This window comes from Rhizobium sp. L1K21 (assembly GCF_024055895.1).
Lineage (GTDB): Bacteria > Pseudomonadota > Alphaproteobacteria > Rhizobiales > Rhizobiaceae > Ensifer_A.
On the sequence record NZ_JAMXLE010000011.1, the window covers coordinates 1 to 26,826 of the forward strand.

Annotated in this window: 27 protein-coding genes; 16 read left to right on the top strand and 11 right to left on the bottom strand. The window is 56.1% G+C overall.

Annotation, left to right across the window (positions count from 1 at the left end; all coding sequences use genetic code 11):
* Positions 1-57 precede the first annotated feature (57 nt).
* Together repB and repA are read right to left on the bottom strand one after the other, a co-directional pair.
* The gene (gene repB, locus NHF56_RS20230) at positions 58-1,089 is read right to left on the bottom strand and encodes a plasmid partitioning protein RepB (protein WP_252808021.1); all 1,032 of its coding nucleotides are present in this window, start codon (positions 1,087-1,089) and stop codon (positions 58-60) included.
* The gene (repA, locus tag NHF56_RS20235) at positions 1,086-2,300 is read right to left on the bottom strand and encodes a plasmid partitioning protein RepA (RefSeq protein ID WP_373456353.1); all 1,215 of its coding nucleotides are present in this window, start codon (positions 2,298-2,300) and stop codon (positions 1,086-1,088) included. The genes repB and repA overlap by 4 nt, the downstream gene beginning before the upstream one ends.
* A 354-nt stretch (positions 2,301-2,654) precedes the next feature.
* Between repA and NHF56_RS20240 the strand changes: the two genes are divergently transcribed.
* The gene (locus NHF56_RS20240) at positions 2,655-3,857 is read left to right on the top strand and encodes an alanine--glyoxylate aminotransferase family protein (RefSeq protein WP_252808023.1); all 1,203 of its coding nucleotides are present in this window, start codon (positions 2,655-2,657) and stop codon (positions 3,855-3,857) included.
* A 45-nt stretch (positions 3,858-3,902) separates the two neighbouring features.
* Here NHF56_RS20240 and NHF56_RS20245 read toward each other — a convergent pair whose 3' ends face one another.
* A complete protein-coding gene (locus NHF56_RS20245) occupies positions 3,903-4,409 on the bottom strand; it encodes a MarR family winged helix-turn-helix transcriptional regulator (protein ID WP_252808025.1) in 507 nt (168 codons plus the stop codon).
* Positions 4,410-4,535: 126 nt separating this feature from the next.
* Here NHF56_RS20245 and NHF56_RS20250 point away from each other — a divergent pair, with 126 nt between their 5' ends.
* Genes NHF56_RS20250 through NHF56_RS20275 form a run of 6 tightly spaced genes read left to right on the top strand, consistent with a single transcriptional unit; the run spans position 4,536 to position 10,776 of the window.
* Complete coding sequence (locus tag NHF56_RS20250) at positions 4,536-6,188, top strand: AMP-binding protein (protein WP_252808027.1); 1,653 nt, start codon at positions 4,536-4,538, stop codon at positions 6,186-6,188.
* Positions 6,185-7,009, top strand: coding sequence for an enoyl-CoA hydratase-related protein (locus NHF56_RS20255; RefSeq protein WP_252808029.1), 825 nt, complete (start codon positions 6,185-6,187; stop codon positions 7,007-7,009). The genes NHF56_RS20250 and NHF56_RS20255 overlap by 4 nt, the downstream gene beginning before the upstream one ends.
* Positions 7,006-7,920 carry an SDR family NAD(P)-dependent oxidoreductase gene (locus tag NHF56_RS20260; protein WP_252808031.1) on the top strand — a complete coding sequence of 305 codons (915 nt, stop codon included), beginning with the start codon at positions 7,006-7,008 and terminating at the stop codon, positions 7,918-7,920. Before NHF56_RS20255 ends, NHF56_RS20260 begins: the two co-directional genes overlap by 4 nt.
* 39 nt (positions 7,921-7,959) lie before the next feature.
* The gene (locus tag NHF56_RS20265; protein ID WP_252808033.1) at positions 7,960-8,970 is read left to right on the top strand and encodes a TRAP transporter substrate-binding protein; all 1,011 of its coding nucleotides are present in this window, start codon (positions 7,960-7,962) and stop codon (positions 8,968-8,970) included.
* Between the two features lie 5 nt (positions 8,971-8,975).
* Positions 8,976-9,491 (top strand): TRAP transporter small permease, encoded by a 516-nt coding sequence (locus NHF56_RS20270; protein ID WP_252808035.1) that lies wholly within the window; start codon positions 8,976-8,978, stop codon positions 9,489-9,491.
* Positions 9,484-10,776: a TRAP transporter large permease gene (locus NHF56_RS20275; RefSeq protein ID WP_252808037.1), complete on the top strand. Its 1,293-nt coding sequence runs from the start codon at positions 9,484-9,486 to the stop codon at positions 10,774-10,776. Before NHF56_RS20270 ends, NHF56_RS20275 begins: the two co-directional genes overlap by 8 nt.
* Before the next feature lie 291 nt (positions 10,777-11,067).
* Here NHF56_RS20275 and NHF56_RS20280 read toward each other — a convergent pair whose 3' ends face one another.
* From NHF56_RS20280 to NHF56_RS20290, 3 genes are all read right to left on the bottom strand, one after another.
* Positions 11,068-11,676, bottom strand: coding sequence for a LysE family translocator (locus NHF56_RS20280; RefSeq protein ID WP_252808038.1), 609 nt, complete (start codon positions 11,674-11,676; stop codon positions 11,068-11,070).
* 231 nt (positions 11,677-11,907) lie between these two features.
* Complete coding sequence (locus tag NHF56_RS20285) at positions 11,908-12,714, bottom strand: AraC family transcriptional regulator (protein ID WP_252808039.1); 807 nt, start codon at positions 12,712-12,714, stop codon at positions 11,908-11,910.
* Positions 12,715-12,734: 20 nt separating this feature from the next.
* Entirely contained in the window at positions 12,735-12,971 is a 237-nt protein-coding gene (locus NHF56_RS20290) for a hypothetical protein (RefSeq protein WP_252808040.1), read from the bottom strand.
* A 19-nt stretch (positions 12,972-12,990) separates the two neighbouring features.
* On the opposite strand from NHF56_RS20290, the gene NHF56_RS20295 reads away from it, so the two are divergent.
* Together NHF56_RS20295 and NHF56_RS20300 are read left to right on the top strand one after the other, a co-directional pair.
* A complete protein-coding gene (locus NHF56_RS20295; RefSeq protein ID WP_252808041.1) occupies positions 12,991-14,190 on the top strand; it encodes an amino acid aminotransferase in 1,200 nt (399 codons plus the stop codon).
* Between the two features lie 90 nt (positions 14,191-14,280).
* Positions 14,281-14,784 (top strand): gluconokinase, encoded by a 504-nt coding sequence (locus tag NHF56_RS20300; RefSeq protein WP_252808042.1) that lies wholly within the window; start codon positions 14,281-14,283, stop codon positions 14,782-14,784.
* Positions 14,785-14,799: 15 nt separating this feature from the next.
* Here the strand turns inward: NHF56_RS20300 and NHF56_RS20305 are convergent, their stop codons facing one another.
* Together NHF56_RS20305 and NHF56_RS20310 are read right to left on the bottom strand one after the other, a co-directional pair.
* Positions 14,800-16,227 carry an amidase gene (locus tag NHF56_RS20305; RefSeq protein WP_252808043.1) on the bottom strand — a complete coding sequence of 476 codons (1,428 nt, stop codon included), beginning with the start codon at positions 16,225-16,227 and terminating at the stop codon, positions 14,800-14,802.
* A gap of 134 nt (positions 16,228-16,361) precedes the next feature.
* Positions 16,362-17,366: an AraC family transcriptional regulator gene (locus NHF56_RS20310; protein WP_373456354.1), complete on the bottom strand. Its 1,005-nt coding sequence runs from the start codon at positions 17,364-17,366 to the stop codon at positions 16,362-16,364.
* Positions 17,367-17,614: 248 nt separating this feature from the next.
* On the opposite strand from NHF56_RS20310, the gene NHF56_RS20315 reads away from it, so the two are divergent.
* The 3 genes from NHF56_RS20315 to NHF56_RS20325 are packed head-to-tail and all read left to right on the top strand — an operon-like array spanning position 17,615 to position 20,719.
* Positions 17,615-18,382: a 3-hydroxyacyl-CoA dehydrogenase gene (locus tag NHF56_RS20315; protein ID WP_252808046.1), complete on the top strand. Its 768-nt coding sequence runs from the start codon at positions 17,615-17,617 to the stop codon at positions 18,380-18,382.
* A 19-nt stretch (positions 18,383-18,401) separates the two neighbouring features.
* Entirely contained in the window at positions 18,402-19,592 is a 1,191-nt protein-coding gene (locus tag NHF56_RS20320; protein ID WP_252808047.1) for an acetyl-CoA C-acyltransferase, read from the top strand.
* A complete protein-coding gene (locus NHF56_RS20325) occupies positions 19,592-20,719 on the top strand; it encodes an acyl-CoA dehydrogenase (RefSeq protein WP_252808049.1) in 1,128 nt (375 codons plus the stop codon). The genes NHF56_RS20320 and NHF56_RS20325 overlap by 1 nt, the downstream gene beginning before the upstream one ends.
* Before the next feature lie 11 nt (positions 20,720-20,730).
* Here NHF56_RS20325 and NHF56_RS20330 read toward each other — a convergent pair whose 3' ends face one another.
* Positions 20,731-21,546, bottom strand: coding sequence for an alpha/beta hydrolase (locus NHF56_RS20330; protein ID WP_252808051.1), 816 nt, complete (start codon positions 21,544-21,546; stop codon positions 20,731-20,733).
* Positions 21,547-21,673: 127 nt separating this feature from the next.
* On the opposite strand from NHF56_RS20330, the gene NHF56_RS20335 reads away from it, so the two are divergent.
* Genes NHF56_RS20335 through kynU form a run of 3 tightly spaced genes read left to right on the top strand, consistent with a single transcriptional unit; the run spans position 21,674 to position 24,194 of the window.
* Positions 21,674-22,162 (top strand): MarR family winged helix-turn-helix transcriptional regulator, encoded by a 489-nt coding sequence (locus tag NHF56_RS20335; protein ID WP_252808054.1) that lies wholly within the window; start codon positions 21,674-21,676, stop codon positions 22,160-22,162.
* Entirely contained in the window at positions 22,159-22,998 is an 840-nt protein-coding gene (locus NHF56_RS20340) for a tryptophan 2,3-dioxygenase (protein ID WP_252808056.1), read from the top strand. Before NHF56_RS20335 ends, NHF56_RS20340 begins: the two co-directional genes overlap by 4 nt.
* Positions 22,999-23,000: 2 nt before the next feature.
* The gene (gene kynU, locus NHF56_RS20345) at positions 23,001-24,194 is read left to right on the top strand and encodes a kynureninase (protein WP_252808058.1); all 1,194 of its coding nucleotides are present in this window, start codon (positions 23,001-23,003) and stop codon (positions 24,192-24,194) included.
* A 35-nt stretch (positions 24,195-24,229) separates the two neighbouring features.
* Here kynU and NHF56_RS20350 read toward each other — a convergent pair whose 3' ends face one another.
* Positions 24,230-24,466 carry an Lrp/AsnC ligand binding domain-containing protein gene (locus NHF56_RS20350; RefSeq protein WP_252808059.1) on the bottom strand — a complete coding sequence of 79 codons (237 nt, stop codon included), beginning with the start codon at positions 24,464-24,466 and terminating at the stop codon, positions 24,230-24,232.
* 95 nt (positions 24,467-24,561) lie between these two features.
* Positions 24,562-25,125, bottom strand: coding sequence for a carboxymuconolactone decarboxylase family protein (locus NHF56_RS20355; RefSeq protein ID WP_252808061.1), 564 nt, complete (start codon positions 25,123-25,125; stop codon positions 24,562-24,564).
* Between the two features lie 258 nt (positions 25,126-25,383).
* Between NHF56_RS20355 and NHF56_RS20360 the strand changes: the two genes are divergently transcribed.
* Positions 25,384-26,787 carry a coniferyl aldehyde dehydrogenase gene (locus NHF56_RS20360; protein ID WP_252808063.1) on the top strand — a complete coding sequence of 468 codons (1,404 nt, stop codon included), beginning with the start codon at positions 25,384-25,386 and terminating at the stop codon, positions 26,785-26,787.
* The last annotated feature ends 39 nt before the right edge of the window (positions 26,788-26,826 follow it).

The following is a 26,826-nucleotide window of genomic DNA, read 5'->3' on the forward strand; positions in this document are numbered from 1 at the left end:
AGTTTCCTTTCCTACATCGTCTCGATCAAAACCCTGTCAGCTGACAGGACACGATTGCTATCTTTCATCATCTGTTTGCAAAGATGAAAATTTCTCGGCCAAACGCGGGAGCTCCGCCCGCAGAAAGCTTGCGAACTCGCGATCTTTCTTGTTCAGAAGATTGATATGAATCTCTGTCTCTGAAAAGGTCGCTTCCGCAACGTCTCGGCCGGTGCTGTCCGACAGTCTGAGGTGTTTTTTCGGTTTGCCGGGTTTCTTCTCTGTAATAGCGCGAAGAGCCTGGGCAAACCGCGCGTTTGAATCCATTTTCCCAATCCTGTCAGCTGACAGGGTTTGAGCAATCTTCTCCAAACCAGAAGGTTCCTCCTTCAGCGTATTTGCAAGGCTGAGCCAACGTGGCCGTCCAATTTTCGGAGCGCGGCCAATCAGTCTTATAATGTCCCCGGGCACTGTCCGGCAAACAGCCCGCATTCGCGCAAGTTCTGCATCATCAATGGAAAGCGTCGCATAGATATCGCGCGGGCGAAAACCTTCTTCATCCAGCCGCCAAGCGAAAAGCGCACGCTCGATCCAGGTCAGATTCTGGCGCGCTGCATTTTCGATGCCTTGGGAAATGATCAAGTCGCGATCAGCAATATCGGCCACGATCGCAAGAACCGGAACGCCGAGTTCTTCGGCTGCACGGACGCGCCTATGGCCAAAGATCACCTGATACCGGCCTTTGATTTCAGGGTGCGGTCGCAACTGAACGGGAATCTTCTGACCCTCTTCAGCGATGCTTCGCTTGAAGGATTCAAACTCTTCCTCGTCATCATCCGGCAGCCGGTCAGGAAAAGGGGAGGGGTCTATGAGAGAGGTGTCAATTTCACGCCCAACAGCACCACTTTCCAGAAGACTTTTCAGGCGGTCCCGCTCATCACGGATTTCGCCGAGAGCACGCTGGGTCGCGCCGATAACCCCGGCACCAACACGCGGCGCTGCCGGAACAGACGAGGCAGATGACTGCTGGCTTTCTTTTGCAGCATCATCGGCCTCAAGGCTGGCGTTCAGCAATCCAAAACTGGCCGCGATCGATTTGCGCTTGTTCATACTCGGCCCCAACTCACTTGAATGAGATTGAGGATATCAGCGTTGACCGCATCGATCGCTTCGCGTGCGCGCCGATGCGTATCGCGACCCACCTGTCCCGCCTCCAGCTCGTAAAGGCTACGTTTGGCTAACCCAGCCGCCTCCACCGCCGTGCTTTCGATTGCAGTCGCCGTGAGCACATCAGTCCCGAAAAGATGCCGCAACATGGCGACCACCTGAGCCTGCGGCTGATCATTCGGATTGTGCCGCGTTATGAGATAGCGGAAGAAATCCTGTTGAAGATCGGCACCGTTTTCGTTCAGCACACCAATCAGGTCACCCATCATCAGCAAAAACTGGTTCATCGAAGCGATGTCCAGCATCGCGGGATGAACCGTCACGATCATACCGGTGGCGGCGTAGATGGCTGCAAGCGTCAAAAAGCCGAGGGAAGGAGGGGTATCCAAAAGAACGATGTCGTAATCTTCATCCACATCACGCAGGGCAACACGCAGACGCTCGAAAAAGATACCGCCGCTGTCGTCGACACGACCGGCAAGCGCGCGTGGCGTGTCATGCTCGAATTCCATGACCTCCAGATTGGCCGGAATAAGATCTATGCCATCGAAGTAGGTCTTGCGGATGACCTCGCGGACCGGTCTGCGGTGGTCGTCGTAGCGAAGCGCGGCATAGACCGTCTCATTCACGCCCACATCGACTTCCGGCTGAGAGCCGAACATCGCTGACAATGAAGCCTGCGGATCAAGGTCGATGGCCAGAACACGGTAGCCGTAGAGCGCCAGATAATGCGCCAAGTGAACGCTTGTCGTCGTCTTCGCGCTGCCACCTTTGAAGTTTGAAATCGCCAGAACCTGCAGATGTTCGCCGGCGCGCCGGCGCGGCAGAAACCGGAGAGCCTCTGCGGGTTTGTGTTCTGCAAAATAGGCACGCAGCTCATTGATCTGCGGTAGCGTGTAAGCGCGGTGATTGTTATCCAGCCGATCGGGAATAGGCCCGCGCCCTTCATTCGACATCAGCTTCAGCGTCGACGATGGGATCGTCGTTAGACTTGAGACTTCATTGGTCAGGAACGAACGAAGCTTTTTCTGGGCGGCAGGCGGATACATGCGGCTTCGAAGTTGCTGCAACTGGCTTGACAGTATTGCCGCATGCCGCACAATCTTGGCTTCGGAACTTTCCCAGCTGATTTGTTCTGCGAACATCTCGTTCATTGGCGGCTCTGCTTATTCCTGTCGGTCTAGCTGCGTCTTGTCGCTTGTTGGTCGCCAAAAATAGTCGCGATTCTATTCCGCCGTCCAGTTCTTTTTGGTTAATGAAAGGTTAAACCACAACTCCTGTGCGCGTTTTATGTCAGCGCTGGCGCAATCGGAGACAGTGGCGCACCCAATTCCCCAACATACTGCGCTTGAAGTCAGAGGAAACAGGGAGGGTCAGATCCCGCGATTCCTGCCCGAACACAATGCTCCGAAATAAGGCGTGATGAGTGTCTCAAGCAGCTTGAAACCTGGCGTGGAAGCCGAGAATATCCATCAAAGTCACTCAGCGAAGAATCAACGGAGTTTGCAATGGGTCTCGCCAACGGTCGTCCATATCTGGCCATTCCCGGTCCGTCAGTCGTGCCCGATCGTGTTCTTGCGGCCATGCACAAGGCGTCACCCAATATTTATGAAGGCGAACTGGTGGAGATGACGCACCGGATCATCGACGATCTGAAAGCTGTCGCCGTCACGAAAGCGCATGTAGGCATCTATATCGCCAATGGTCACGGTGTTTGGGAAGCGTCGATCGCAAACCTCTTTTCACGCGGCGAAAAGGCGTTGCTACTGTCTACCGGACGATTTGGAATCGGATGGTCTGAAGCTGCCATCCGGATGGGCGTTGCTGTTGATGTCATCGATTTTGGAAAGTCGGCACCAGTTGATGTGTCGCGCGTCGAAGATGCGCTAAAAGCCGACACCCAGCATGCAATCAAGGCTGTGTTGATGACGCATACGGATACAGCAAGTTCGGTGCGCAATAACATTCTTCAAATCCGCCAGATGCTTGATACCCTTGGCCATCCGGCGCTCCTGGCCGTCGATGCCATAGCGTCTCTCGGCTGCGATGAGCTTCGCATGGATGCTTGGGGCGTGGACATCCTGCTTGCCGCCAGCCAGAAAGGCCTGATGACGCCACCGGGTCTGGGCTTTGTGTGGTTTTCCGAGAATGCATTGGAGCGCTGCAAGACAAGCGATTTGAGGACGCCTTATTGGGACTGGACCCCGCGTGCAGCACCAAAGAGCTTTTACGAGTTTTTCGCCGGTACCGCGCCCACACACCATTTGTTTGGACTTGCCGAAGCTTTGACGATGTTACTGCGAGAAGAGGGCTTGGAAGAAGTCTGGGCGCGTCATGCAGCCCTTGCACGCACCGTCTGGGCCGCATTTGATGCATGGAGTGCGGGAAACCCGGAAATCGGTCTCAACATTTCTGACCCCGCATTCCGAAGTCACTCAGTGACGGCTGCACGGTTCGGAACGCCTTACGGTACAGAACTCCGGCGCTGGTGTGAGAGAGAGGGGGCGGTTACGTTGGGCATTGGCCTTGGCATGGCTGACCCGACGGACAATGCCTATCACGGCTTTCTCAGAGTGGCGCATATGGGACATGTGAATGCGCACATGACGCTTGGTGCTCTGGCCGTCATGGATGCGGGACTGAAGGCCCTTGGCGTCCCCCATGGAAGCGGCGCCTTGGAAGCAGCGGCAAAGGTCGTTTCCCAGGCGTGAATTGCCGATCTGCGCCGACGCTCAAAGATACGATATTGGACGAAATCAGCGTTTTCTAGCTGGATTTCCCGCACGCAAGCCTATGATGATTTTGTCGAGGCTGCGCAGAAGTTCATCACGCTCCTCAGTGCTCATGTCCTGAGAAAGCGTTTCTTCGTGCCGTTCTGCCTCTTCCAGAAGACCCCTCAATATCTGTTGACCGTGTTCGGTCAGCCAAACCGTGTTTGAACGGCGATCGTTTTCAGTCGCCCGACGTTCCAATACGCCTTCCCGTTCCAATCGGTCCAGGATAGGGACGAGACTGGAGCGCTGCAAGGCAACCGCTTCTGCCAAGCGGCTTTGGGGCTGACCGGGATTGGCCTGGATTACACAGAGAAGGCCGAGATAACGCGGTGCGGAACCAAATCCCGCCACCTGTGCTTCAAAGGCCTGGTAGGCCATGATTTGTGCCAGTCTGAGTTTGTAGCCGACGGAATTTTCCTGCGCGCCAGCATCAAGAAGCGTGGCTTCTGCGGTTTCCTCTTCCAGTATGCGTTCCATTCCGCTTGACATTCGTATCGCCTGAGATAATGTTTGAACTCTGATTGTTCGATATAAAACAATTTATCACCGAACAGTTTGATAGGCGTGATATTTGCCGATTTGGTGTCAAAGCGCAATCACGTGGGGGAGGAGAGTTTGGCAATAAGAGACGCGGTCGCGCACTGGTACCCGGAAACCGAGGGCTTTACGCTGATTGAAAGCGTGGTGGGCGCGGCACTGAAAGAACAGGCCGCGCGTGCACCCGGCGCATTGGCTCTTGTTTACGAGGATGAGACACGCAGCATTGCGCTGACATATCAGGCGCTTGATACAAAGACTGACCAGCTTGCCACTGCATTGCTCGCCTGGGGTGTCAAAAAACAGGATCGTGTTGCCGTTCTGTCTCCGAATTCGCCTGAATGGGTTTATCTCGAATATGCGCTGGCGAAGATCGGTGCCATTCTGGTCACGGTCAACACCGCTCTCAAGAAGGACGAGATTGGCTACATCTGCCGCCAGGCGGAGGTCTCGACACTCTTCTTCGTCGATAATGTGCGCGGTTACGATATAGCCTCAGCCATTGAGGCGCTGAAGCCTGATTTGCCGTTGCTTGAACGTCTTTGCTGCCTGGAAGGCAAAAGCCGCTCTGCCATTTCCTTTACCGAGCTCATGGAAAATTCTGCTGAACATGGGCCTGATATTCCCCATTCTCTTACACCTCAACCAAACGACATTGCGCAGATCCAATTCACCAGTGGAACGACGGGCGCACCAAAGGGCGCAATGCTGTCCCATCGCAGTATTCTGAACAATGCACGCATGAGCGCAGCACGCGGCGGTTTCTGCGCGTCTGACAGGTTGTTGAGTGCGATGCCGCTGTTTCACACGGCCGGCTGTGTTTGCAATGTACTCGGCATGCTGTCCTGCGGCGGCACCTTGATCTTGATGCCTTCTTTCGACCCGCAATCGATGATCAGACTGATGATCAAGCACGAAGCGACCATCATCAATGCAGTGCCCACCATGTATATCCGCATGCTGGAGGCGTTGGAATCATGGCCCAAAAAGCCCGAAAATTGGTCTCTGAGGATCGCCTATACCGGTGGGACATCCATTCCACCCTCGATGATGCGAGACCTCAAGGCGACATTCGATCTCCAGCCAATGATCATCATGGGTATGACGGAAGCAAGCCCGATCATTACCCAGACCCGCCCTTCAGATGATTTCGAAACCCAGATAACGACGGCCGGCACGCCGCTGCCGCATACCGAGATCAGGATTGTCGATCCGGAAACGGGCGATACGCGCAAGTGCGGCGAGCCCGGCGAGCTCCTTATCCGCGGCTATCAGGTCACCAAGGGCTATTACGCAATGCCAGACGCCACAGCCAAGGCAATCGACGCGGATGGTTGGTTGCATTCGGGTGATCTGGCCGTTCTGCAAAAGGAAGGTTACCTGAGCATCGTCGGACGCATCAAGGACATGCTGATCCGCGGTGGCGAAAATATCTATCCGGTCGAGATCGAAAACTTCCTCATGGGGCACCCGGCCGTCGCCGAAGCGCAGGTTGTGGGCGTTCCGGACCCGGATTTGGGTGAAGAAATCTTTGCTTTTGTGAAGTGCACACCCGGTGCAAGCGTCAATAGCGTGGAGCTCGAACAATATTGCCGTGCGAATATGAGCCGGCAAAAGCTGCCCCGCTATTTCCACTTCATGGAACACTTTCCGCTCACTGCGAATGGAAAAGTTCAGAAATACGAGTTGCGGACCATTGCCGCCGAAATGTTGAAGGGCAACGCCGCATGATCGCTGAAACCATGGAAAAAGCGCTTCTAAGCGAGGTTCGGGATGGAATTCTGATCCTGACGATCAATCGTCCTGCAGCCCGCAATGCCATAAGTCCTGAAGTAGCCTGCCGCCTGGCGGATGCCTTCACGGAATTCTCCGAAAATCCCGAGCTCCGGGTCTGTATCCTCACTGGTGTCGGCGACAAGGCCTTTTGTTCAGGTGGCGATCTCGCCCTGACGCTGCCTCTGATGACCGGCGCGCGCGAACCTGAGGACGAGTGGGATCGCCGGCTCGTCTCAGAGCCGGACGTCATGAGTCGCTCTGCGCTACGCGACTTTGATCTGAACAAACCGATTATTGCCGCCATCAACGGCACCTGTCTTGCCGGTGGGATGGAAACAGTGCTGGCAACGGATATCCGCATTGCCGCCGATCACGCCAAGTTCGGCTTGCCGGAAGCCAAGCGGGCCCTGATCCCGTTTGCGGGCTCACTGGTGCGGCTGCCGCGGCAGATGCCGCATTGTCTGGCGATGGAAATGCTTCTCGTGGGCGACACTATAGATGCTGAAACGGCCTTGCGCGCTGGACTTGTCAACCATGTCGTGCCGGTCGGCGAAGTCATGAACAAGGCTTTGGAGATCGCCGGCAAGATTGCTGCCAACGGCCCGGTCGCCGTGCAGGAAATCAAGAAGACGGTGCTTGCTTCCAGCGGACGCACTCTGCGGGAGGGCTATCAACTCGAAGACCAGGCGAAATCACGCGTGATGGCATCAGCCGATGCGCGCGAGGGTCCACGCGCCTTCATGGAAAAACGGCAACCGATTTTTGTGGGGCGATGATGGTCAAGAACGTTCAGACCCTTCGAGGCAAAGTCGCAATCGTGACCGGCAGCGGACGCGGCATCGGTCGCGCAATCGCGCATCTGATGGCATCGCGCGATGCACAGGTGGTGATCAACGATATCGACGGGGATCAGGCACAGGTTGTTTGTAACGAAATCCGCGGGCAGGGCGGAAAAGCCACTGCTTTCGCCGGTCCCGTGGGGCCAACGAGCACTGCCGAAGATTGTGTTGCAAAAGCACTCTCTGAATTCGGTCGGCTGGACGTTGTTTGCACCAATGCCGGCAATCTGCGCGACCGGGTGCTTTGGAATACAAGCGATGATGATTTCGACAGTGTGATCGAGACACATCTGCGCGGAACCTTCACCTTTGCGCGTGCGGCGGCGCGACACTTTCGCCAAGCAGGGCAGGGCGGTCGTCTGATCCTGATCTCCTCGCTTGCCGGTCAGCGTGGCAATTTCGGTCAGACGGCCTATTCGGCGGCCAAAGCCGGCATCGCGGCCTTTGCCAGAACATGGTCCATGGAACTCGCCAAAGCTCAGGTGACGGTAAACGCCATCGTTCCGAACGCGCTGACACGCATGACAGCCACAATGCCGCTCTTTGCCGAGCATGCCGAAGCTTTGGAGCGTGGGGAGGCCATTCCCGAAGAACTGAGGAAGAATATGGGCATCGGTTCGGCAAATGACATCGCTCCGCTCGCCGCCTTTCTGGCTTCTGACGCGGCAGCGCAAATAACGGGACAATGCATCGGCATCGGCGGTGATCGTCTTTCGTTGTGGTCGCACCCTGCCGAGAAACGCTTTGCGTTGATGGATGGCGGTTGGACGCCCGAGGCCATTGAGACGATCTGGAGGGATGAATTTGAGGCCGAACGCGAGGAGGTCGGTATCAAGTTTGACAGCTAACGGCTCTCACGAAGAGGGCAAATTTGGAGGAGAATGAAAATGAGACTTGCAGGACTTGGCCTGGCGACAGCCGCATTGCTGGCATCTGCCACCGCGAACGCAACGGATTTGCGTCTTTCCACCTGGGTTCCCCCGCAGCATCCGCTGCAGACCACCGGTCTGGAACCGTGGATCAAATCGATGAACGAAGCCTCCGGTGGCAAGATCAACGTCACGATCTTCCCTGCCCAACAGCTGGGCTCGGCCATTGACCACTATGACATGGCAGCCAATGGCATCGCGGACATCACCTATGTGAATCCCGGCTATCAGCCCGGCCGTTTTCCTGTCATTGCACTGGGCGAGCAGCCTTTCATGGCGACCAATGCGGTTGGCGGCACGAAGGCTTTTGACAAGTGGTATCGGGCCTATGCCGAGAAAGAGATGAGCGATGTTCATGTTTGCATGGCCTTCCTGCACGACACCGGCACGATCCATTCAACCAAGCCGGTGCAAGTGCCTGCTGACATGAAGGGCATGAACGTTCGCCCCGGCAATGCCACGATGGGCCGTTTCGTCAGCCTGCTGGGCGGATCAAGCGTTCAGGTTTCCGCACCGGAGGCACGCGAGGTTCTCGCGCGTGGCGCGGCAGACGCCATCACATTCCCCTGGGGTTCGATCTACCTCTTCGGCATCAACGAAGTGACAAAACATCACATCGACATGCCGCTCTATACGACGACGTTCGTCATGGCGGTCAACAAAGCGGCTTATGAAGGCATGCCTGATGATGAGCGCAAGGTTTTTGACGATCACTGCACAAGCGAGTGGGCGCAAAAAGTTGCTGAAGGCTGGGCCAATTGGGAAGCTGCCGGCCGCGACAAGGCAAAGTCCGAATCTGACCAGATCGTCTATGAGCCGACGGAAAGCGATATGGCCTTGTGGCATGAAGCAGCCGCTCCCTTGATGGATGACTGGCGCAAGGAAGTAACAGATGCCGGTTACGATCCGGACGCGGTTTACAATGCGCTTGTCGGCAACTTGAAGGCCGAAGGCGCATACGCTGAATAACCCCGATGCGCTGGCTTTCTGAAATACTGAACCGTGTAACACGCGGTGTGGATATGGTGGCGGGGCTCAGCCTCGCCATCGTAACGACATTGATATTTCTATCCGCCATCGGACGTTACCTGTTTGCGTTTCCCATTCCTGAAAGCTTCGATATCTCGCGTTTCCTGCTCGGCGCGTCGGTCATCTGGGGTTTCGCTGTGCTTGGCTATTCCGGCAAACACATCACTGTCGATCTGCTTGCGGAAACGGTGGGGCCAAAAACACGGCGTGTCATGGACATTTTTTCGCAGATCGTCCTGCTGCTCTTCACCATCGTGCTGGCATGGAAAATGTTTGACCGTCTGGACACCGCGTTCAGCAAGAATGAAGCCACTTTTGAACTGCGCATTCAGGTCTGGCCGTTCATGGCCCTGATTTGGGCGGGTGTCGTGGCCGCGGTCTTCACCACGACCGCGCGCCTGCTTGAGCTGATCACCAACACGGCTGCTGCAAACCAAGAGGATGTTCCCATCTATGACTAGTCAGGACTGGATCGCCATTATCGGGTTTGTGGCACTTTTCGGCATGATGGTGGTGCGCGTACCCATCGGCATCGCAATGAGTATTGTCGGGGTAGGGGGCTTTGCAGCCGTGGCCGGCTGGGGCCCAGCACTCAACCTGCTGACAATCTCGCCGATGCGCACCATCACCGATTACAACCTTTCGCTGATTCCACTCTTTGTTTTGATGGGCGGTTTCGCGACCCGTTCCGGCATGTCACGCGAACTGTTCCAGGTCGGCCAGGCTTGGCTGGGGCATCTAAAGGGTGGACTTGCGCTCGCGACGATCACGGCCTGTGCCGGTTTCGCGGCCATTTCCGGTTCGTCGGTCGCAACGGCCGCGACCATGAGCAAGGTCGCGCTGCCGGAAATGCGCCGCCACGGTTATTCCGACAGCCTTGCCTCCGGTGTTGTGGCTGGCGGGGGAACGCTTGGCATCCTTATTCCGCCGTCTGTCGTTCTGGCCATCTACGGCTTTATCACCGATCAGGACGTTGGAAAGCTCTTCATCGCGGGCATCATTCCAGGGCTTATTGCCGTCTTGATGTACATGGCCTGTGTCTATGCCGCCTATTGGAAAAACCTGCCCAACGGCGAAAAGACCACGGCCGGTGAGAAGCTCGCATCGCTCAAAGGCATTTGGGCTGTCGCTCTCCTTTTTGTGTCCATTATCGGCGGCATCTATGCCGGCGTGGTCACACCAACTGAGGCCGCCGCCGCTGGCGCGTTTCTGACGGCTGTCATCGGCGTGCTGCGTCGCCGGCTTGACCGAAAGACCCTGCTTTCCTGTCTCGTGGAAGCGCTTGGCACTTCTGTTGCCATTTACGTCATTCTGATTGGTGCAATGCTGTTTGGATATTTCCTGGCTGTCACACAGACCCCGCAGAAGATTACAGGCTTCCTGGTCTCACTGGACCTGGGTGCTTATCCAACGCTTGCGCTCATCCTGGCGTTTTTCCTGCTGATGGGCTGCGTTCTTGATGCGATGGCGATGATCATTTTGCTGGTGCCCATTGCCTTTCCGGTGATCACCCAGCTTGGGTTCGATCCGATCTGGTTCGGCGTCATCATCGTCATGACCGTTGAACTCGGCCTCATCACGCCACCCATTGGCATGAATGTGTTCGTCATCAATTCGGTCAACCGAGACATCAATCTCGTGACCATCTTCAAAGGCGTTATTCCCTTTGTTCTCACCGACGTTTTGCGACTTGCCCTGTTCGTTGCATTTCCGGCGATCATCCTTTTCCTGCCGTCGCGAATGTAGAGCAGGGGCTAGAACATCGGGCGATAATATTAAGCCATTCTGCGGCAAGGAATTTCCGTCAGGATCGAGGACTTTACCGAAGGCTGTACCCTTAGGTACAGTCGAGGTGAAGGCTGACGATGATAGCGGAAATTCGTGCCGCCCGAAGGGTTGGCCGAAACCGGCCCGCCACAGCGTCGAAGGGTTTGACTGTAGCTATGGCTACAGCCCGCACCCTTCTCCTCGTGGAACGAACCGGTTTGAGCCAACAGAATGGCTCAATATTATTGCCCGATTCTCTAGGCCAGATGGTTACCTTTGGGCATAGGCAAGCTTCAAGGCGAGAGTTGCAAAAGCTGCGCCGAAACCACGGCGCAGCCATCGCTGAATGGTCGCACTGGAAATGACATGCTGTCGGACTGAGGCAGCGAAAACGCCATAAAGCGCAAAAACCAAAAAAGTCAGCGCCATGAAAACAAGGCTCATCCCCAGCATATTGTAGGTTGGGGATGGATCGTTTGCTCTGACGAACTGAGGCAGGAAGGCGAAAAAGAACAGCGACAGTTTGGGATTGAGAAGATTGATGAAAACCGCCGTTGTGATTGTCCGGAGCCCGGTTTCCGGGCCTGATCGGCTCTCGAGTTTGAGCATTCCACCGTCGCGAAACATCATGACGGCCATATAGAGCAGATACGCAACACCCAAATATTTGAGGATACTGAAAGCGTGGGCGCTGGTGTGAAGCAGCGCCGCGACACCGCTGATCGCTGCCAGCATATGCGGGATGATCCCGAGCGTGCAGCCGAACGCGGCAATAATGCTGGCCCGTACTCCGCCCGAAAGACCGGCAGCAATGGTATAAAGCGCACCTGTGCCGGGTGAAATGACAACAATGGCCGACGTCAGCAGAAATTCCATCATGACGGCAGTTGCCCTTCAGTCATCGTTAAATTCGGCCACACATCGTGTAGTGCTGGGGCAAAGGCATCGTCTGGATGGTTGTCGCTGCCCAGGATGATACCGGTGCGACGAGGTCGAAACCGATCCGGGGCGTGTGGCGAAGCGTAAATTGGCAGGGTCATGTTTTGGACTCGCTTGTTTTCGCGCTATTTACCCCAGCCCTTAAACCCAGGTCTTGAATAAAATTGCAGCTCAGCCGATCGCTGCGGCATAGCGGCCAGGCGACAGGCCGTAGGCCCGAACGAAGAGCCGGGTCATATGACTTTGATCAGCAAACCCGGCTGCCGTTGCAGCCTCAGCGAGACCAACGCCGTCGTTAATCAGTTGTCGCACCCTAAAAAGACGTTGCTGCACCAGATAGGCATGTGGTGTCAGGCCGAACAGTCTCGCAAAGCCTCTTACAAGTTGAAACTGGCTAATGCCACTGATGCGGGCCAGATCTTCCAATTTCAGCGGTGCAGAGGGATCATCATCGATGCGCTCCCGCGCTCGCGCGATCGACCTTGGAACAGCGGGGCGCTCTGTTATGGACCGATGTTCGATGAGCCTCGACAAGAGAAGACAAAGGCTTTCGTTTGCCTCCAGCTCGCTATCGCCGTTCGATGCACCTGTCATCGCCCGGAACAGCGAGAGAAACTCCGCAGCCGTTGCCGGATCGCGCATCACCGGATGGGCAAGTTCGAGGCCGTTTGTCGCTCCCTCTGTCAGACCATCGAAAAAGCCCTGCAAAACACCGACATCAAAATAGAGCATCCGCCAGGCCCGGCCTGCATCATCGACAGGCAGTCCGTCGTGCACCTCCCCGGGATTGACGGTGATGACATTGCCGGCCTCGGCCTCGACATGTCCGCGCCCACTCATTGACGTTTGCGCCCCGCGCGAGATGACGCCGATGCCAAATTGATCGTGGGTATGGCGACCAAAGGCATGTCTGGTGTCGGCCCAAACGGCCTCAATGCCCGGCATACATCGCACAATCTTGAAATTTGTCGGCGCCATTTGTTCCAGCCGGAGGGTCGTCAGAAGAGAGAACTGCGACCAATTTTCTGCCCATTTGCATCAACTCGCAACCCATTTGCATCAACTCGCAACTGAATAATTCGCGCTACGGGCACGACGGTAAATTCCGGAAGCATAAACGGACCGGAAAAGATGCCGCCAAGGGATTGCTTGGCGGCGCGATCCGTTGTTGAAATGCGCACCAAAGAATGGGTTTGCTTTACAAGCCCCAACTGCCCGGGCAGTGGATCCTGCACGGTTATGATCGGAGTCGAAATGTTTGAACAAGTCGAGGCCTATGCCGGTGATCCTATCCTCTCCCTTGTGGAGGATTTCAAGGCCGATCCCCGCGCCGAAAAGGTAAATCTCAGCATTGGCATCTACTACGATGAGAACGGCAACGTACCCCAATTGAGCGCCGTGAAGGACGCTTATGAGCGCGTGAAGACCATGCGTGCGGAACCGAGCCTTTATCTGCCGATGGAAGGGCTGGCGAACTATCGCAAGGCGGTTCAGGATCTTCTGTTCGGTGAAGGCGCCGATATCCTGAAATCAAAACGTGTTGCGACCATTCAAACGCTCGGCGGCTCCGGTGCCCTGAAGATCGGCGCAGATTTCCTGAAACGCTATTATCCCGATTCCACAGTCTGGGTCAGCAATCCGACATGGGACAATCACATCGCCATTTTCCAGGGGACGGGTTTCAAGACGGACGCCTATCCCTATTTCAACCCTGAAACGCGCGGCGTGAACTTCTCCGCCATGCTGGAAACGCTATCAAAACTGCCCGCAAACAGCATCGTCCTTCTGCATCCTTGCTGCCACAATCCGACAGGCTCCGACTTGACCGAAGCCCAGTGGGACCAGGTGGTCGAGACGGTCGTCGCCCGCGGCCTGATCGCATTTTTCGATATCGCCTATCAGGGGTTTGGGCAGGGTATTGAACAGGACGCCTACGCCATTCGAAAACTGGCAGCAACGGGCACGTCTTTCCTTGTGAGCAACTCCTTTTCAAAGATTTTCTCACTTTATGGGGAACGGGTGGGCGGTCTGTCTGTCGTTTGCGACGATGCCGAAAACGCCGAACGGGTTCTTGGGCAGCTTAAAAACACGGTAAGGCGTAACTATTCGAGCCCACCGTCAACCGGTGCACAGCTCGTTGCAACAGTCCTCAACGACCCGCAACTGCGGGCGTCTTGGATTGCCGAAGTCGAAGAGATGCGTACCCGCATCATCGCCATGCGCGAAAGCCTTTCAGGCAGCTTGAAACAGGCGCTGCCAGGCCGCGATTTTGAATATTTGAAGCTGCAACGTGGTATGTTCAGCTACACCGGTTTGACAGCAGAACAGGTAGATCGTTTGCGGGAGGCATTCGGTATCTATCTTGTGCGCAGTGGTCGCATCTGCGTCGCCGGTCTCAACGCAAAAAATGTCGACCGTGTCGCTGAAGGCTTTGCAGCTGTCATGGCTGAGTAGTTCCATAATAGTTGTTATGCGGCGCTCGATGCCGGCTAAGGTGCATTCTATTCCGAAGTGCGGCAACCGCCATTATCTGGAAGGCAAGAGATGTCTCCCGCACGCATAGTCGTCATGGGTGTTTCCGGTTGCGGCAAAACCACGTTTGGCAAAGCGCTTGCGGAGGCTGTTGGAACGCCATTCCTGGAGGGGGACGACTGTCATCCTCCAGAAAACGTTGCGCGGATGGTGAAAGGTCAGCCGCTCGACGATGAAAGCCGGAAGGGTTGGCTGGCGGTTATCAGGGCACATCTTGAAAACACCGGTCAGGACGGACTTGTGGTCAGTTGCTCTGCGCTGAAGCGGATCTATCGTGATCAGCTGCGCGAGGCGGGAAGCGTCCTGTTCGTTTACTTGAAGATCGACTACGATGAGGCCCTTCGGCGAGTCAGTGCTCGCAAAGGGCATTATATGCCGGCCTCGCTCGTGGAAAGCCAGTTCAATACCCTGGAACCACCATCGCAGGACGAGCTTTTCATCGAACTGGACGCCTGCGCGCCGCTTGCAAAAAATCTCAAGAAAACCGTCGATTTTCTTTCACACGTCGCCTTTTGACAACCCTATACCCCTCTAAACAAGGCAACCCGGCAGCGTGGAAATCCAGGGCGCGGCCTCTTCATACATGCGAGCAATCTGCAGCAGACGTCGGTCTGCTCGGGCAGGGCCGATCAACTGCACGCCCATGCTGCGTCCCTTCGCATCGAAACCAGCAGGTGCTGCGACGACAGGATGGCCTGAAAGGCTGCCGGGAACCACGATTTCCATCCATCTGTGATAGGTATCCATCTGCTGTCCGCCCACCTGACCTGGCCAGTCTATGTTCTTGTCGAACGCAAACACTTGCGCTGTTGGCAGTGCCAAAATGTCAAACCGTTGAAATGCATTGTTGAGCCAGCGCACCCAATTGCTTCTTGTCACACTTGCTGAATGCACATCCGCCGCACTGAGTTGCAGGCCCTGTTCGATTTCCCACTGCAGCTCCGGTTTCAGTTGCCTGCGCTTGGATGGATCGACGTAGTTACTGGCTTGGCCCATTGAAATGGCCCATTGGCGCAACACCAGCCATGAACGCCATAGTTTTTCAGGATCAAAATCGGGCTCGAGATTCTCGACAATGGCATCTTGCTCAGAAAGGGCTTCAAGCCCACGCTTTGCAACATCGAGAACGCCAGCCTCCATGGGATAATAACCGGCCCAATCACCAATCCACCCCACCCTAAGGCCGGATATGCCCACGTCCAGCCCGGTGGCAAAGCTCTCGAATTCGAGCGGTAACGACAGGGGGAAACTGTCGGAAGGGCCTGCAAGAATGTCGAGCAGGTGCGCAAGATCGCGAACCGAGCGGGCCATCGGTCCCTCGGTCGCCAATTGATGCAAGAACAGGTCATCGCGCGGAGCATCCGGCACGCGACCAAAAGACGGGCGGAAACCCCAGATATTGTTCCACCCTGCCGGATTGCGCAGGCTCCCCATCATGTCGCTGCCATCAGCAACAGGGACCAGCCTGAGCGCAAGGGCTGTCGCTGCACCGCCTGAAGAGCCACCCGCGCTCAGCGCAGGATCGTAGGCATTGCTGGTCGTTCCAGAGACCGCATTGTAAGTGTGAGAACCCAACCCGAATTCCGGTGTATTGGTCTTGCCGATAATAATCGCGCCCGATGCGCGGAGGCGTTGCACCATGAGACAGTCCTCTGTCGGCACGTGATCGGCAAACAAGGGAGAGCCATAGGTGGTTCGCAAGCCCGCCGTTTCGGCAAGATCCTTGACCGCGAAAGGCAAGCCATGGAGCCAACCCCGATACTCCCCTCGCCCCAGCGCAGCGTCAGCGGCACGCGCCTCGGTCATCAGCTCCTCGCCGTCTCTAAGAGAAATGATGGCGTTGTATTGCGGATTGAAACGCTCGATCCTGGCAAGATGATCTTTCATCACCTCTTCGCAACTAAGTTCACGGCCGGCGATAGCAGCTGAAATCTGTGTGGCGTCATCGTTTATCGGCATGTCGAATAGTCTCCATCCGTGGCGGCATGGACATTACCGTCATCAAAAGCAGAGATTTTTCAAGGGCGGTATTCCGCCATGCAGACCTGTGCAGGTGCTCAAGCCGATATTTCCCGCCACCTCAACAAGCAACGTTAGTCTTCGCTGGGCCTTGCCACGCCGGACAAGCGTTCCTGCCGCCTGAAAGTGAGCGGTGTCATTCCAGACCATTTCTGAAACGCTCTGTGGAAAGCGCTCGGCTCGGTATATCCAAGCAGTGAAGCAATTCTGGCAACGCTCTCATGACTTTGTCGCAGAAGCCGCTGCGCCTCGGTCATCCGAATATCATCTCGGATGGCCGCAAAGCTTTGCCCTTCGCTTTTAAGCCGTCGCCGTAGTGTTGCGGGCGAGATATTCATGCCGGCGGCTACCGTTTCGAACGTCGGCCAGCTGTCTGGCTGCGTGGAAAGCAGGCGATGACGCACGCCTGCCGTATAGCCCTGATCATGGCTGTAACGCAGCAGGATATTGGCGGGTGCGCCGCGGAGAAAATGCTTGAGCGCCTTCTCGTCTCGAATGAGCGGGAGTTTGAGATAGCTGGCACGAAAGGTAATCCGGCTCGTGGGCTGATCGAAATGAACTGGCGCCCCGAAAAACTGATGGTATTCCTGTCTGTTTGTCGGAGCTGGGCAGGAAAAATCAACGCGGCTCAGGTGAATACGGCGTCCCACAAGCCAGCTGAGGACACCCAACAGGATGAGCCAATAAGTGCGGTAGGCAAATGCCGACCGCGGCTCTCCCAGATCCGTCAGAATGATTTCCGTCTGGCCGCCGACCTGCCGGAATTCACCGCTCGGGTCATCCAGAACAATGTTCAAAAAGATCAGTGCGCGGCGCAACGCGCGCTCCATCGTGCCTGCATGAACAACCGTATAACAAAGCGAACGAAACGCGCCGGGACGCATGGGATGGGCGGCAAGTCCAAAAAACTCGTCCCCCGAAAGCGTGGCAATTGCCAGCCAAAGCTGGCCATATTGGAGGCTGGTTACCGGACCGAGAGGATCGGCCTCGATATTGACGGAATTAAGCACCGGCGTGGGATCAATCCCGCTCCGGCGTAAACTTTCAAGCGCATCTTCAACAAAACCGGGCGCGATCATGCCGCTCTTCAAGGCGATCCCCAAAATTAACATTATCGATCATCAATTGTGCTTTTCTTTGTCATTGTTTGCAAGTTTGTCCGCGTTATCATCCCGGAGCATTTCGGGGAGAACCCTTCGCGCAGATCGTGATGGGAAAGGAGTGCGCATCGCAGGAGAACTGCAACGCCATTTTCCGGGAATACGTCCGCGGCGGCACGCCCGTGGCAAGCACGCGTGTGAGACACATGCAAAAAGAAAGACTGAATATGCAAATTAAAGACAGTGTGTTCCTGATCACCGGTGCCAGCTCCGGCCTGGGTGCTGCCGTTGCCGAAATGGTTGTTGCGGTCGGCGGAAAGGCCATGATGCTCGATATCAATCAGGATGCCGGCCAGGCCGCAGCGGCCAAGCTTGGCCCGTCCGCTCGCTTTTTAAAGACTGATGTGACGAAAGAAGAGGATGGGAAGGCCGCGATCGCCGACGCGCTTTCCGCCTTTGGCCGCATCGACGTTCTGGTCAATTGCGCGGGCGTCGCGCCGGGTGAAAAGATCGTTGGACGGGAAGGCCCGCACCAGCTGGAGAGTTTTACCCGTGCCATCTCCATCAACCTGATCGGCACGTTCAATATGCTCCGGCTTGCTGCCGAGGCCATGGCATCGAACCAGGCAGGTGAAAGCGGCGAGCGCGGCGTGATCATCAACACGGCTTCGGTCGCTGCTTTCGACGGACAGATTGGTCAGGCTGCCTATTCCGCCTCAAAAGGTGGCGTTGCCGCCATGACCCTGCCCGCTGCGCGCGAGTTGGCCCGCCACGGCATCCGGGTCATTTCCATAGCGCCAGGCATTTTCGGAACGCCCATGCTTTTCGGGATGCCACAGGAGGTTCAAGACTCGCTTGCCGCTTCTGTTCCCTTCCCGTCTCGGCTCGGGCGTGGTGAAGAATATGCCGCGCTTGTCCGCCATATTGTCGAAAATCAGATGCTGAATGGCGAAACCATTCGCCTTGACGGTGCAATCCGTATGGCACCACGTTGAGAGCTAGCAGGAGAAACCGATGAACCAGTCCGATCCCATCGTTATTGCCGGCATGGCGCGCACGCCCATGGGCGGTTTTCAGGGCGACCTTTCCGGAGCGAGCGCCCGCGAACTCGGCGCTGCCGCCATTGCCGCAGCCTTGCAGCGTGCCGATGTTGCCGCCGATCAGGTGGAAGAAGTGGTTTTTGGCTGTGTTCTTCCAGCAGGCCAGGGGCAGGCGCCTGCCCGGCAGGCAGCCCTTGGCGCGGGACTGCCACTCGGCACTTGCGCGACCACAGTCAACAAGATGTGCGGTTCTGGCATGAAGGCTGCCATGATGGCGCACGACGCGATCATGGCGGGTTCAAGCCGGATTGTTGTTGCAGGCGGTATGGAGAGCATGACCAACGCGCCCTACCTTCTGCCCAGGGCGCGTGGCGGTTATCGGATGGGTCACGGACAGGTCATCGACCATATGTTTCTGGATGGCCTTGAAGATGCCTATGACAAGGGCCGTCTGATGGGCACCTTTGCCGAAGATTGCGCCCAGTCTTATCAGTTCACCCGCAAAGAGCAGGACGATTACGCGATCTCATCACTGACACGTGCCCAGAACGCAATTTCGAGTGGCAGTTTCGCCGCAGAAATCACGCCTGTCACTGTAAAAGGACGCAAGGGCAGTGTCGAGGTTTCCATCGACGAGCAACCCGGCAAAGCCCAAGTCGACAAAATCCCCACGCTGAAACCTGCATTCCGTGATGGTGGAACGGTGACGGCTGCGAATTCCTCCTCGATTTCCGATGGCGCGGCGGCGCTGGTCATGATGCGGCGCTCGGAGGCAGAACGGCGTCGTCTCACCCCGCTTGCCACCATTGTGGGTCATGCCAGCCACGCGCACGAACCGAACCTCTTCCCAACAGCACCCATTCATGCCATGCGCAAACTGGCGGACAAGACAGGCTGGAACCTTGCCGATGTCGATCTTTTTGAAATCAACGAGGCTTTTGCCGTTGTTGCCATGGCAGCCATGCGCGACCTCGACCTGCCGCATGACAAGGTGAACATCCATGGTGGAGCCTGTGCGCTCGGCCACCCAATCGGCGCATCCGGCGCCCGTATCATGGTCACGCTGCTGGCCGCATTGCAGCATCACAATCTTGCCCGCGGAGTCGCCTCGGTCTGCATCGGCGGTGGTGAGGCGACCGCCATTGCAATTGAGAGGATTGCCTGATGATCCTGGACGAAACACAAGAACAGATCCGTGAAGCGGCCCGCAGCTTTGCCCAGGAACGGCTGGCACCTGGGGCCGCCAAACGCGACGAGGAATCGATTTTCCCTCGCGACGAACTAACCGAGATGGGCGAACTGGGCTTCCTCGGCATGCTGGTGCCGGAGGCCTATGGCGGCTCCGAGCTCGGCACTGTTTCCTATGCGCTCGCACTGGAGGAAATCGCCGCCGGTGACGGGGCTTGTTCGACGATCCTTTCGGTGCACAGTTCCGTGGGCTGTGTGCCAATATTGCGCTTTGGTACAGAGGAGCAGAAAAAACGCTTTCTTCCGAAACTCGCAAGCGGCGAGTGGATCGGCGGCTTCGCTCTGACCGAACCGCAGGCAGGTTCGGATGCATCCGCCATCAAGACACGCGCGCGCCGTGATGGCGACCATTACGTGATCGACGGCACGAAACAGTTCATCACATCCGGCAGAAACGGGAACGTGATCATCCTCTTTGCCGTGACCGATCCCGATGCCGGCAAGAAGGGCATTTCTGCCTTCATCGTTCCTACAGACACACCCGGTTACAAGGTGGTGACGGTGGAAAAGAAGCTTGGTTTGCATTCATCGGACACCTGCGCACTTGCCTTCGACGGCATGCGGATTCCAGCTGAAAATAGGCTTGGCGAAGAAGGCGAAGGCTACAAGATTGCGCTCGCAAATCTGGAAGGCGGGCGAATTGGAATTGCTGCGCAGGCCGTTGGCATGGCGCGTGCAGCATTCGAAGCCGCCCGGACCTACGCCCATGAACGCCAGGCATTCGGCAAACCGATTTTCGAGCAGCAGGCTGTTGCCTTCAAACTCGCCGACATGGCCATGCAGATTGAGGCAGCGCGCCATATGGTGCTTCATGCCGCAGCTCTAAAAGATGCAGGCCAGCCTTGCTTGACCGAGGCGTCCATGGCCAAGCTTTTTGCATCTGAAATGGCGGAAAAGGTTTGTTCCGACGCCATTCAGATTCACGGCGGCTATGGTTATCTGTCCGATTACCCGGTCGAGCGCATCTATCGCGACGTGCGAATCTGCCAAATCTATGAAGGAACCAGCGAAGTGCAGCGCCTCGTCATCGCCCGTAGCCTCTGAGGATTCCAATGTCAGGCGACAAACGCCTGTGTGAGCGGATGATCGGCACTCTTCAAACCTTCGATAACATCGAAATGGTGACGCTGAGGCTCGGCCACGAGCTTGGCGTAGATGCCTTTTCTGCCCCAAGCTTCGCGGATCAGCGCGGACTGGCGCAAAAATTCCGGACGCTCATTTGCACCAACCCAAGCCATGAGTTGAACACCGGGTAGCGGGTCGTGCAATACAGCGCTTTCAACGACCGCCTCTTCTTCATCCAGCCTCAATTTTTCATTCATGGAATGGAATAAGAGAGGACGAAGGTCATGCAAGCCGCTGATGGAAACGATCCGGTCAATGCGCCCTGTAATCTCAGGCGCAAGCGGTGTGTCATCGCAAACCATGCGGGTCACCAGGTGTCCGCCGGCGGAATGGCCGCTCAAGCGGATTGGCCCATCTACCATGGCGGCAGCCACCGTAATCGCTCTTCCAATCTGTCTGGTCATTTGAGAAATGCGATAATGCGGAGCCAGCGTATAACTTGGCATGGCCACTGCAAAGCCCGCCGATAAAGGCCCCGCGGCAAATGCCGACCAACTCGATTTGTCGAAATCCAACCAGTACCCTCCATGGACGAAAACCGCGAGGCCTTTGGGTGTGCCGGTTGGCATGAACAGGTCGAGACGCTCACGCTCATGTTCGCCATAGGCTATATCGGTTTGGCCTTGCGCAGCAGTGCGAAAGTCTGATGCCTCGTCATCCCAGCGCGCGGGATAGCGCACGGCCTCGTCGATATATGCGCCATTGGAAAATGCGTCTTCCCAATCGATCACCTTGCTGCTTTCCAAAACCGCCCCCCAATCCGCGATAGGTTGTTTAGGCATTTAAATATAAAGCTCAAAATATTCAAGCTTGAAATATATAATGGGAGCGATTATGAATTGCGGCTCGCGTGATAGCGTGGCGGAGGCAAATATGAATCCCAAACAGGCAGACGGAGAAGGCAGCGAAGCGCTTTCCAAAGAGCGTCTTCATCTCTGGCAGAAGCTGTTGAAAGCCAGCGGGCTCATCAAGGAAGAGCTTCGCCGCCGCTTGCGGGCTGAATGCAACTCCACCCTGCCCCGGTTCGACGTCATGTCAGCGCTCGCCGAACGCCCGGAAGGTATGATGATGAGCGAGATTTCAACTCTGCTTCGTGTGTCGAACGGCAATATTACCGGCATTATCGACAAGCTGGCTGAAGATGAGCTGGTCATGCGCTTTGCCGTTCCGGGGGACCGTCGTGCGCAGAAAATCCGGCTGACTGGCAAAGGCCTATCAGTTTTTGCCGATATCGCCGCCCACCATGAAGCCTGGATCAACGACATTCTCGGCCGCCTGAACGCCGATGATATCGAAGGTATCATCCGGCGTATCGATTATCTGACCCATGCTCTGGAAGACGAAACAGAAGGTGTGAAATGAGTTCTGAAGCCTATGATCCCGGTTCCGAAGGTGCCCGGATGAATTTCTCCGACGCCATGTCCTACGGCGACTATCTGGGTCTTGAAGGTTTGCTCTCCGTTCAGCACCCCAAGACGGAGACACATGATGAAATGCTCTTCATCATTCAGCATCAGACCAGCGAATTGTGGATGAAACTGGCCATTCACGAGCTGAAGGCCGCGCGCACTGCACTGAAACGCGGTGAGATCGCGCCAATGTTCAAGATGCTCGCTCGCGTGAGCCGGATTTTCGAACAGCTAAACAGCGCCTGGGATGTGCTGCGCACCATGACACCAGCGGATTACACACGGTTTCGCGAAGCACTTGGCCCCTCCTCCGGCTTTCAGTCTTACCAGTACCGGATGATCGAATATGTGTTGGGCAATCGCAACCCCAACCTCCTGAAGCCACACGAGCACCGGCCTGACATTCATCGGATGCTCAGCGAAGAGCTGGATCGTCCGAGCTTTTATGACGACGTCGTCCATTTTCTGTTTACGAGCATTGATGGACCCGGTGCGGCAGTTCCAGAACCGCAACTGCGCACGCCTCACTCTGCCAAGCCGGAAATTCAGGCCAAATGGAAGCTTGTGTACGAGAATATCGAAACATACTGGACGCTTTATGAACTGGCCGAGAAGCTTGTCGATCTGGAAGACTATTTCCGCAGGTGGCGGTTCAACCATGTAACCACGGTCGAGCGTGTCATCGGCTTCAAGCGCGGCACCGGCGGCACTGCAGGTGTTGAATACTTGCGCCGCATGCTCGGCGTCGAACTCTTCCCTGAACTCTGGCACTTGCGTGGAGAACTCTGATCATGACTGCTACCCTGCCCCGCAAAGCTCACTTCGATATCCCAGCCGGCGTTATCTATCTTGATGGCAATTCGCTTGGCCCACTGCCCAAAGGCGCAGCAGAGCGCGCTGCCCATGTCATCCAGTCCGAATGGGGCAACGAACTGATCCGCGCCTGGAATTCAGCCGACTGGATTTCTCTGCCCAAGCGTGTCGGCGACCGGATCGGCAAGCTGATCGGTGCGCCGGAAGGCTCGGTGGCCACCGGCGATACCCTGTCGATCAAGGTTTACCAGGCCCTTGCGGCAGCCTTGAAGATGCGTCCGGATCGCAAGGTGATCCTCTCGGACAGCGGAAATTTCCCAACTGATCTCTATATGGCGCAGGGGCTAATCAGAACGATTGACCGCGACTACGAACTACGGGTTGTGAAGCCCGAAGAGATTTCGCAAGCGATATCGGGAGACCTTGCCGCCGTCATGCTCACGCAGGTGGATTTCCGCAGCGCGCGTATGCATGACATGAATGCAATCACAAAACGTGCGCACGACGCAGGCGCCGTCATGATCTGGGATCTTGCACATAGCGCCGGTGCAGTCCCCGTTGATCTGGCAGCATCGAAGGCCGAATTTGCGGTCGGCTGCACCTATAAATATCTCAACGGCGGCCCCGGCGCGCCCGCCTTCATCTATGCGCGTCCTGATATCGTCGAAGCGATTGAGCCAGCACTTGCGGGCTGGATGGGCCATGATGCACCCTTTGCGATGGAACTTGGTTATCGTCCGTCCATGTCAACAGAGCGTTTGCGTGTGGGGACGCCGCCCATTGTACAGCTTTCCATTCTGGATGCTGCACTCGATGCTTGGGAGGGTGTCGAAATGGCCGATATCCGTTCGGCCTCTGTTGCGCTCTGCGAACGATTCATTCAGGAAGTCGAAAGCCGCTGCCCAGCCTTGAAACTTGCGTCTCCCCGCAATCCAGACGAACGCGGCTCACAGGTCTCCTTTTCCTTTGACCATGGCTATGCGGCGATGCAAGCTTTGATCGATCACGGCGTTATCGGCGATTTCCGTTCTCCCGACATCATGCGCTTCGGGTTCACACCGCTCTATCTCGACGAAGAGGAGGTGGCCCGCGCCGCAGAAATTCTCGAGAAAATCATAACTGATGAACTTTGGCGCGATGCCAGATACCAAACCCGATCCCGCGTGACGTAGCGGCTGGAAACACTATCGACCTGCCGGGCTAGATATTAAAAGGCGTGGAACGTGATTGTGGTCAGCGTCCGTTCAATGCCTGGAATATCGCCAAAGACATCGCTGACGTAGCGCCCGATATCCATGTCTTGCGGCACATAGAACTTTGCCAGCAAATCATAGTCGCCGCTTGTGGAATAGATTTCCGATGCGACTTCCTTTTCATAAAGCGTGTCGGCAACATCATAGGTTTTTCCAACGCTGCAGCGGACCTGGACAAATATGCACTTCATAGGAACTCCATTCGCGATTTCAAAAGGCGTCAGCGCCGCATGAGAAGACCGCCTGTTGGTTAGCGCTATGCCTGAAAGAAAGCAACATTGCGTTCTCAAGATGAAACATCAGCCGCATCCGCTGCAAGCGGACGCTGTTTCAACGCGCTGGCAATATCGTCGTCAATGGGTGTTGCGAAGCTTTTTACGATAAAACCGAGTGTCGTGTAGAAGCCGACGGTTGCAATCAGATCGAACAAGCCCTCTTTGCCGACCAGACCCACCACAGCTTGAATGCTTGCCTCGCTCATCTGATGGTTTTCAGTCAGTTCGTCGACGGCGCGGGAGAGAACCCTATCATCTTCTGCCATGGTGTCGAGGCTGCCAGCAATGGATAAAATCCGTCTGTCCGACATGCCACAGGCACGTGCGCGAACCACATGATGAGACCACTCATAATCCGACTTCAACCTGGTTCCGGTTCGCAGAATGACGACTTCTGAAAATTGCTGCCCCAAGACAGTATCTTTGACAACATGCTCTCGCAGTGGCGCCCAGGCGGCCATCAGTGCTGGATGGTGGGCCATCGTGCGATAAATGTTCAGTTTATGCATGAATTCCTGATTGAACGCCGCGTCTTCGGAGGGCCACTCTTCGTCCTGAATTGGCTGAAATTGCACTGTTTCGTTCCTTCCTATGCTTCTCTTTAGCAGATGCGAACGAGCGTTCGAATTCCGCCATCTTGACGCCGATGCTCGAGTCAAAAGCGATCAAGCGCAAGTCAAAATACGCTGTTTTATGGGATATGTGATTTCAGCTTTATCTGACACATTGTCAGATTTAAAAAATGATCTATCTTATGTTGAAAGACAACACCGTTGGGGACAACATGACTGAAGTCCAGCAACCCTGGCCTCACGCTTTTTGGGAGAAAAGGCATGGATAGACAAGCCGATACGGCTGAGCAGATTTTGGCGCGCCAGCGCGCAGCGTTCCAGGAAGACATTTACCCTCCCTATGAGGTGCGAATGGAGCGGCTGTCGCGTATTGGAAAATTGCTCGATGAGCAGAGCGACACATTGTGCGAGGCGATCGCCGAGGATTTTGGAAACCGTTCGCATTATGAAACAAAGCTTCTGGAAATAGCACCTCTGAAGAGCGAACTTCGCCACGCGAAGTCTCATCTGCGCAAGTGGATGCGGCCTTCACGGAGGGGCCGCTCCATCGAATTCTTGCAGATGTCCAATTGGGTGCAATATCAGCCTCTTGGTGTTGTTGGCATCATGGTGCCGTGGAACTATCCACTCATCCTCGCGCTTGGTCCGCTCATCGATGTCCTGGCGGCGGGCAACCGGGCGATGATCAAGCCATCCGAATTGCTGCCGGCAACATCGGCTTTGCTGGCGCGGCTGATTGCGCAATATTTTCCACCCGAAGAGGCAACGGTCATCGAGGGTGGCGTGGATATCGCCGAGATGTTTTCCGCCCTGCCCTTCGATCACCTTATCTTCACCGGTTCAACAGCGGTCGGAAAGAAGGTCATGGCCGCGGCGGCAGCCAATCTCACGCCGCTTACCCTGGAATTGGGCGGCAAATCACCGACGATTGTCGCTCCAGATTACCCGGTCGAGAAAGCGGCAAGAGACATAGCCTTCGGAAAGTTGATGAATGCCGGTCAGACTTGCATTGCGCCCGATTATGTTCTGGTTGAGCGCAAAAAGATGGACGCCCTGAAGCAGGCCCTCTTAAAGCAGGTCGACGCGCTTTACCCGCAGAACACAGCATCACAGCAATATACAAGTCTGGTCGGTGAGCGCTCTTTTGAGCGGCTCAAACAGGGTCTTGCGGAATTGCAGACGCGCAATACGGAGGTGATAGCGGCGGCTATTTCGACCACAGAAACAGGTTTCAATATGGTACCTACTCTCGTGATCGATCCACCACCCGACTGCCGGTTAATGGAAGAGGAAATCTTTGGACCCATATTGCCACTCGTGCCCTACGACACATTGCAAGAGGCAATCGCCTTCGTTCAGGCGCGGCCGCGGCCGCTGGCGCTTTACATTTTCACCAACGACAGATCGGCAGAAGACGAGGTGCTGAAGGGTACGATTTCGGGAAATGTTACCATAAACGGAACCCTGCTTCACATCGCTCAGTCCGAGCTGCCCTTTGGCGGCGTTGGCCCGAGCGGCATCGGAGCCTACCACGGCTACGACGGTTTCAAGCGATTTTCGCATGCGCGCGGGATCGCAAAGGTAAGGTTTTTCAATCCTGCAGTCTTGGCCATGCCACCTTACGGAAAGATCGCAAATCTATTGGGACGTTTCATGAGCCGTTGACAGATCGCTTATGGCTGTCAACGCGCTCTCAGGGCGTGC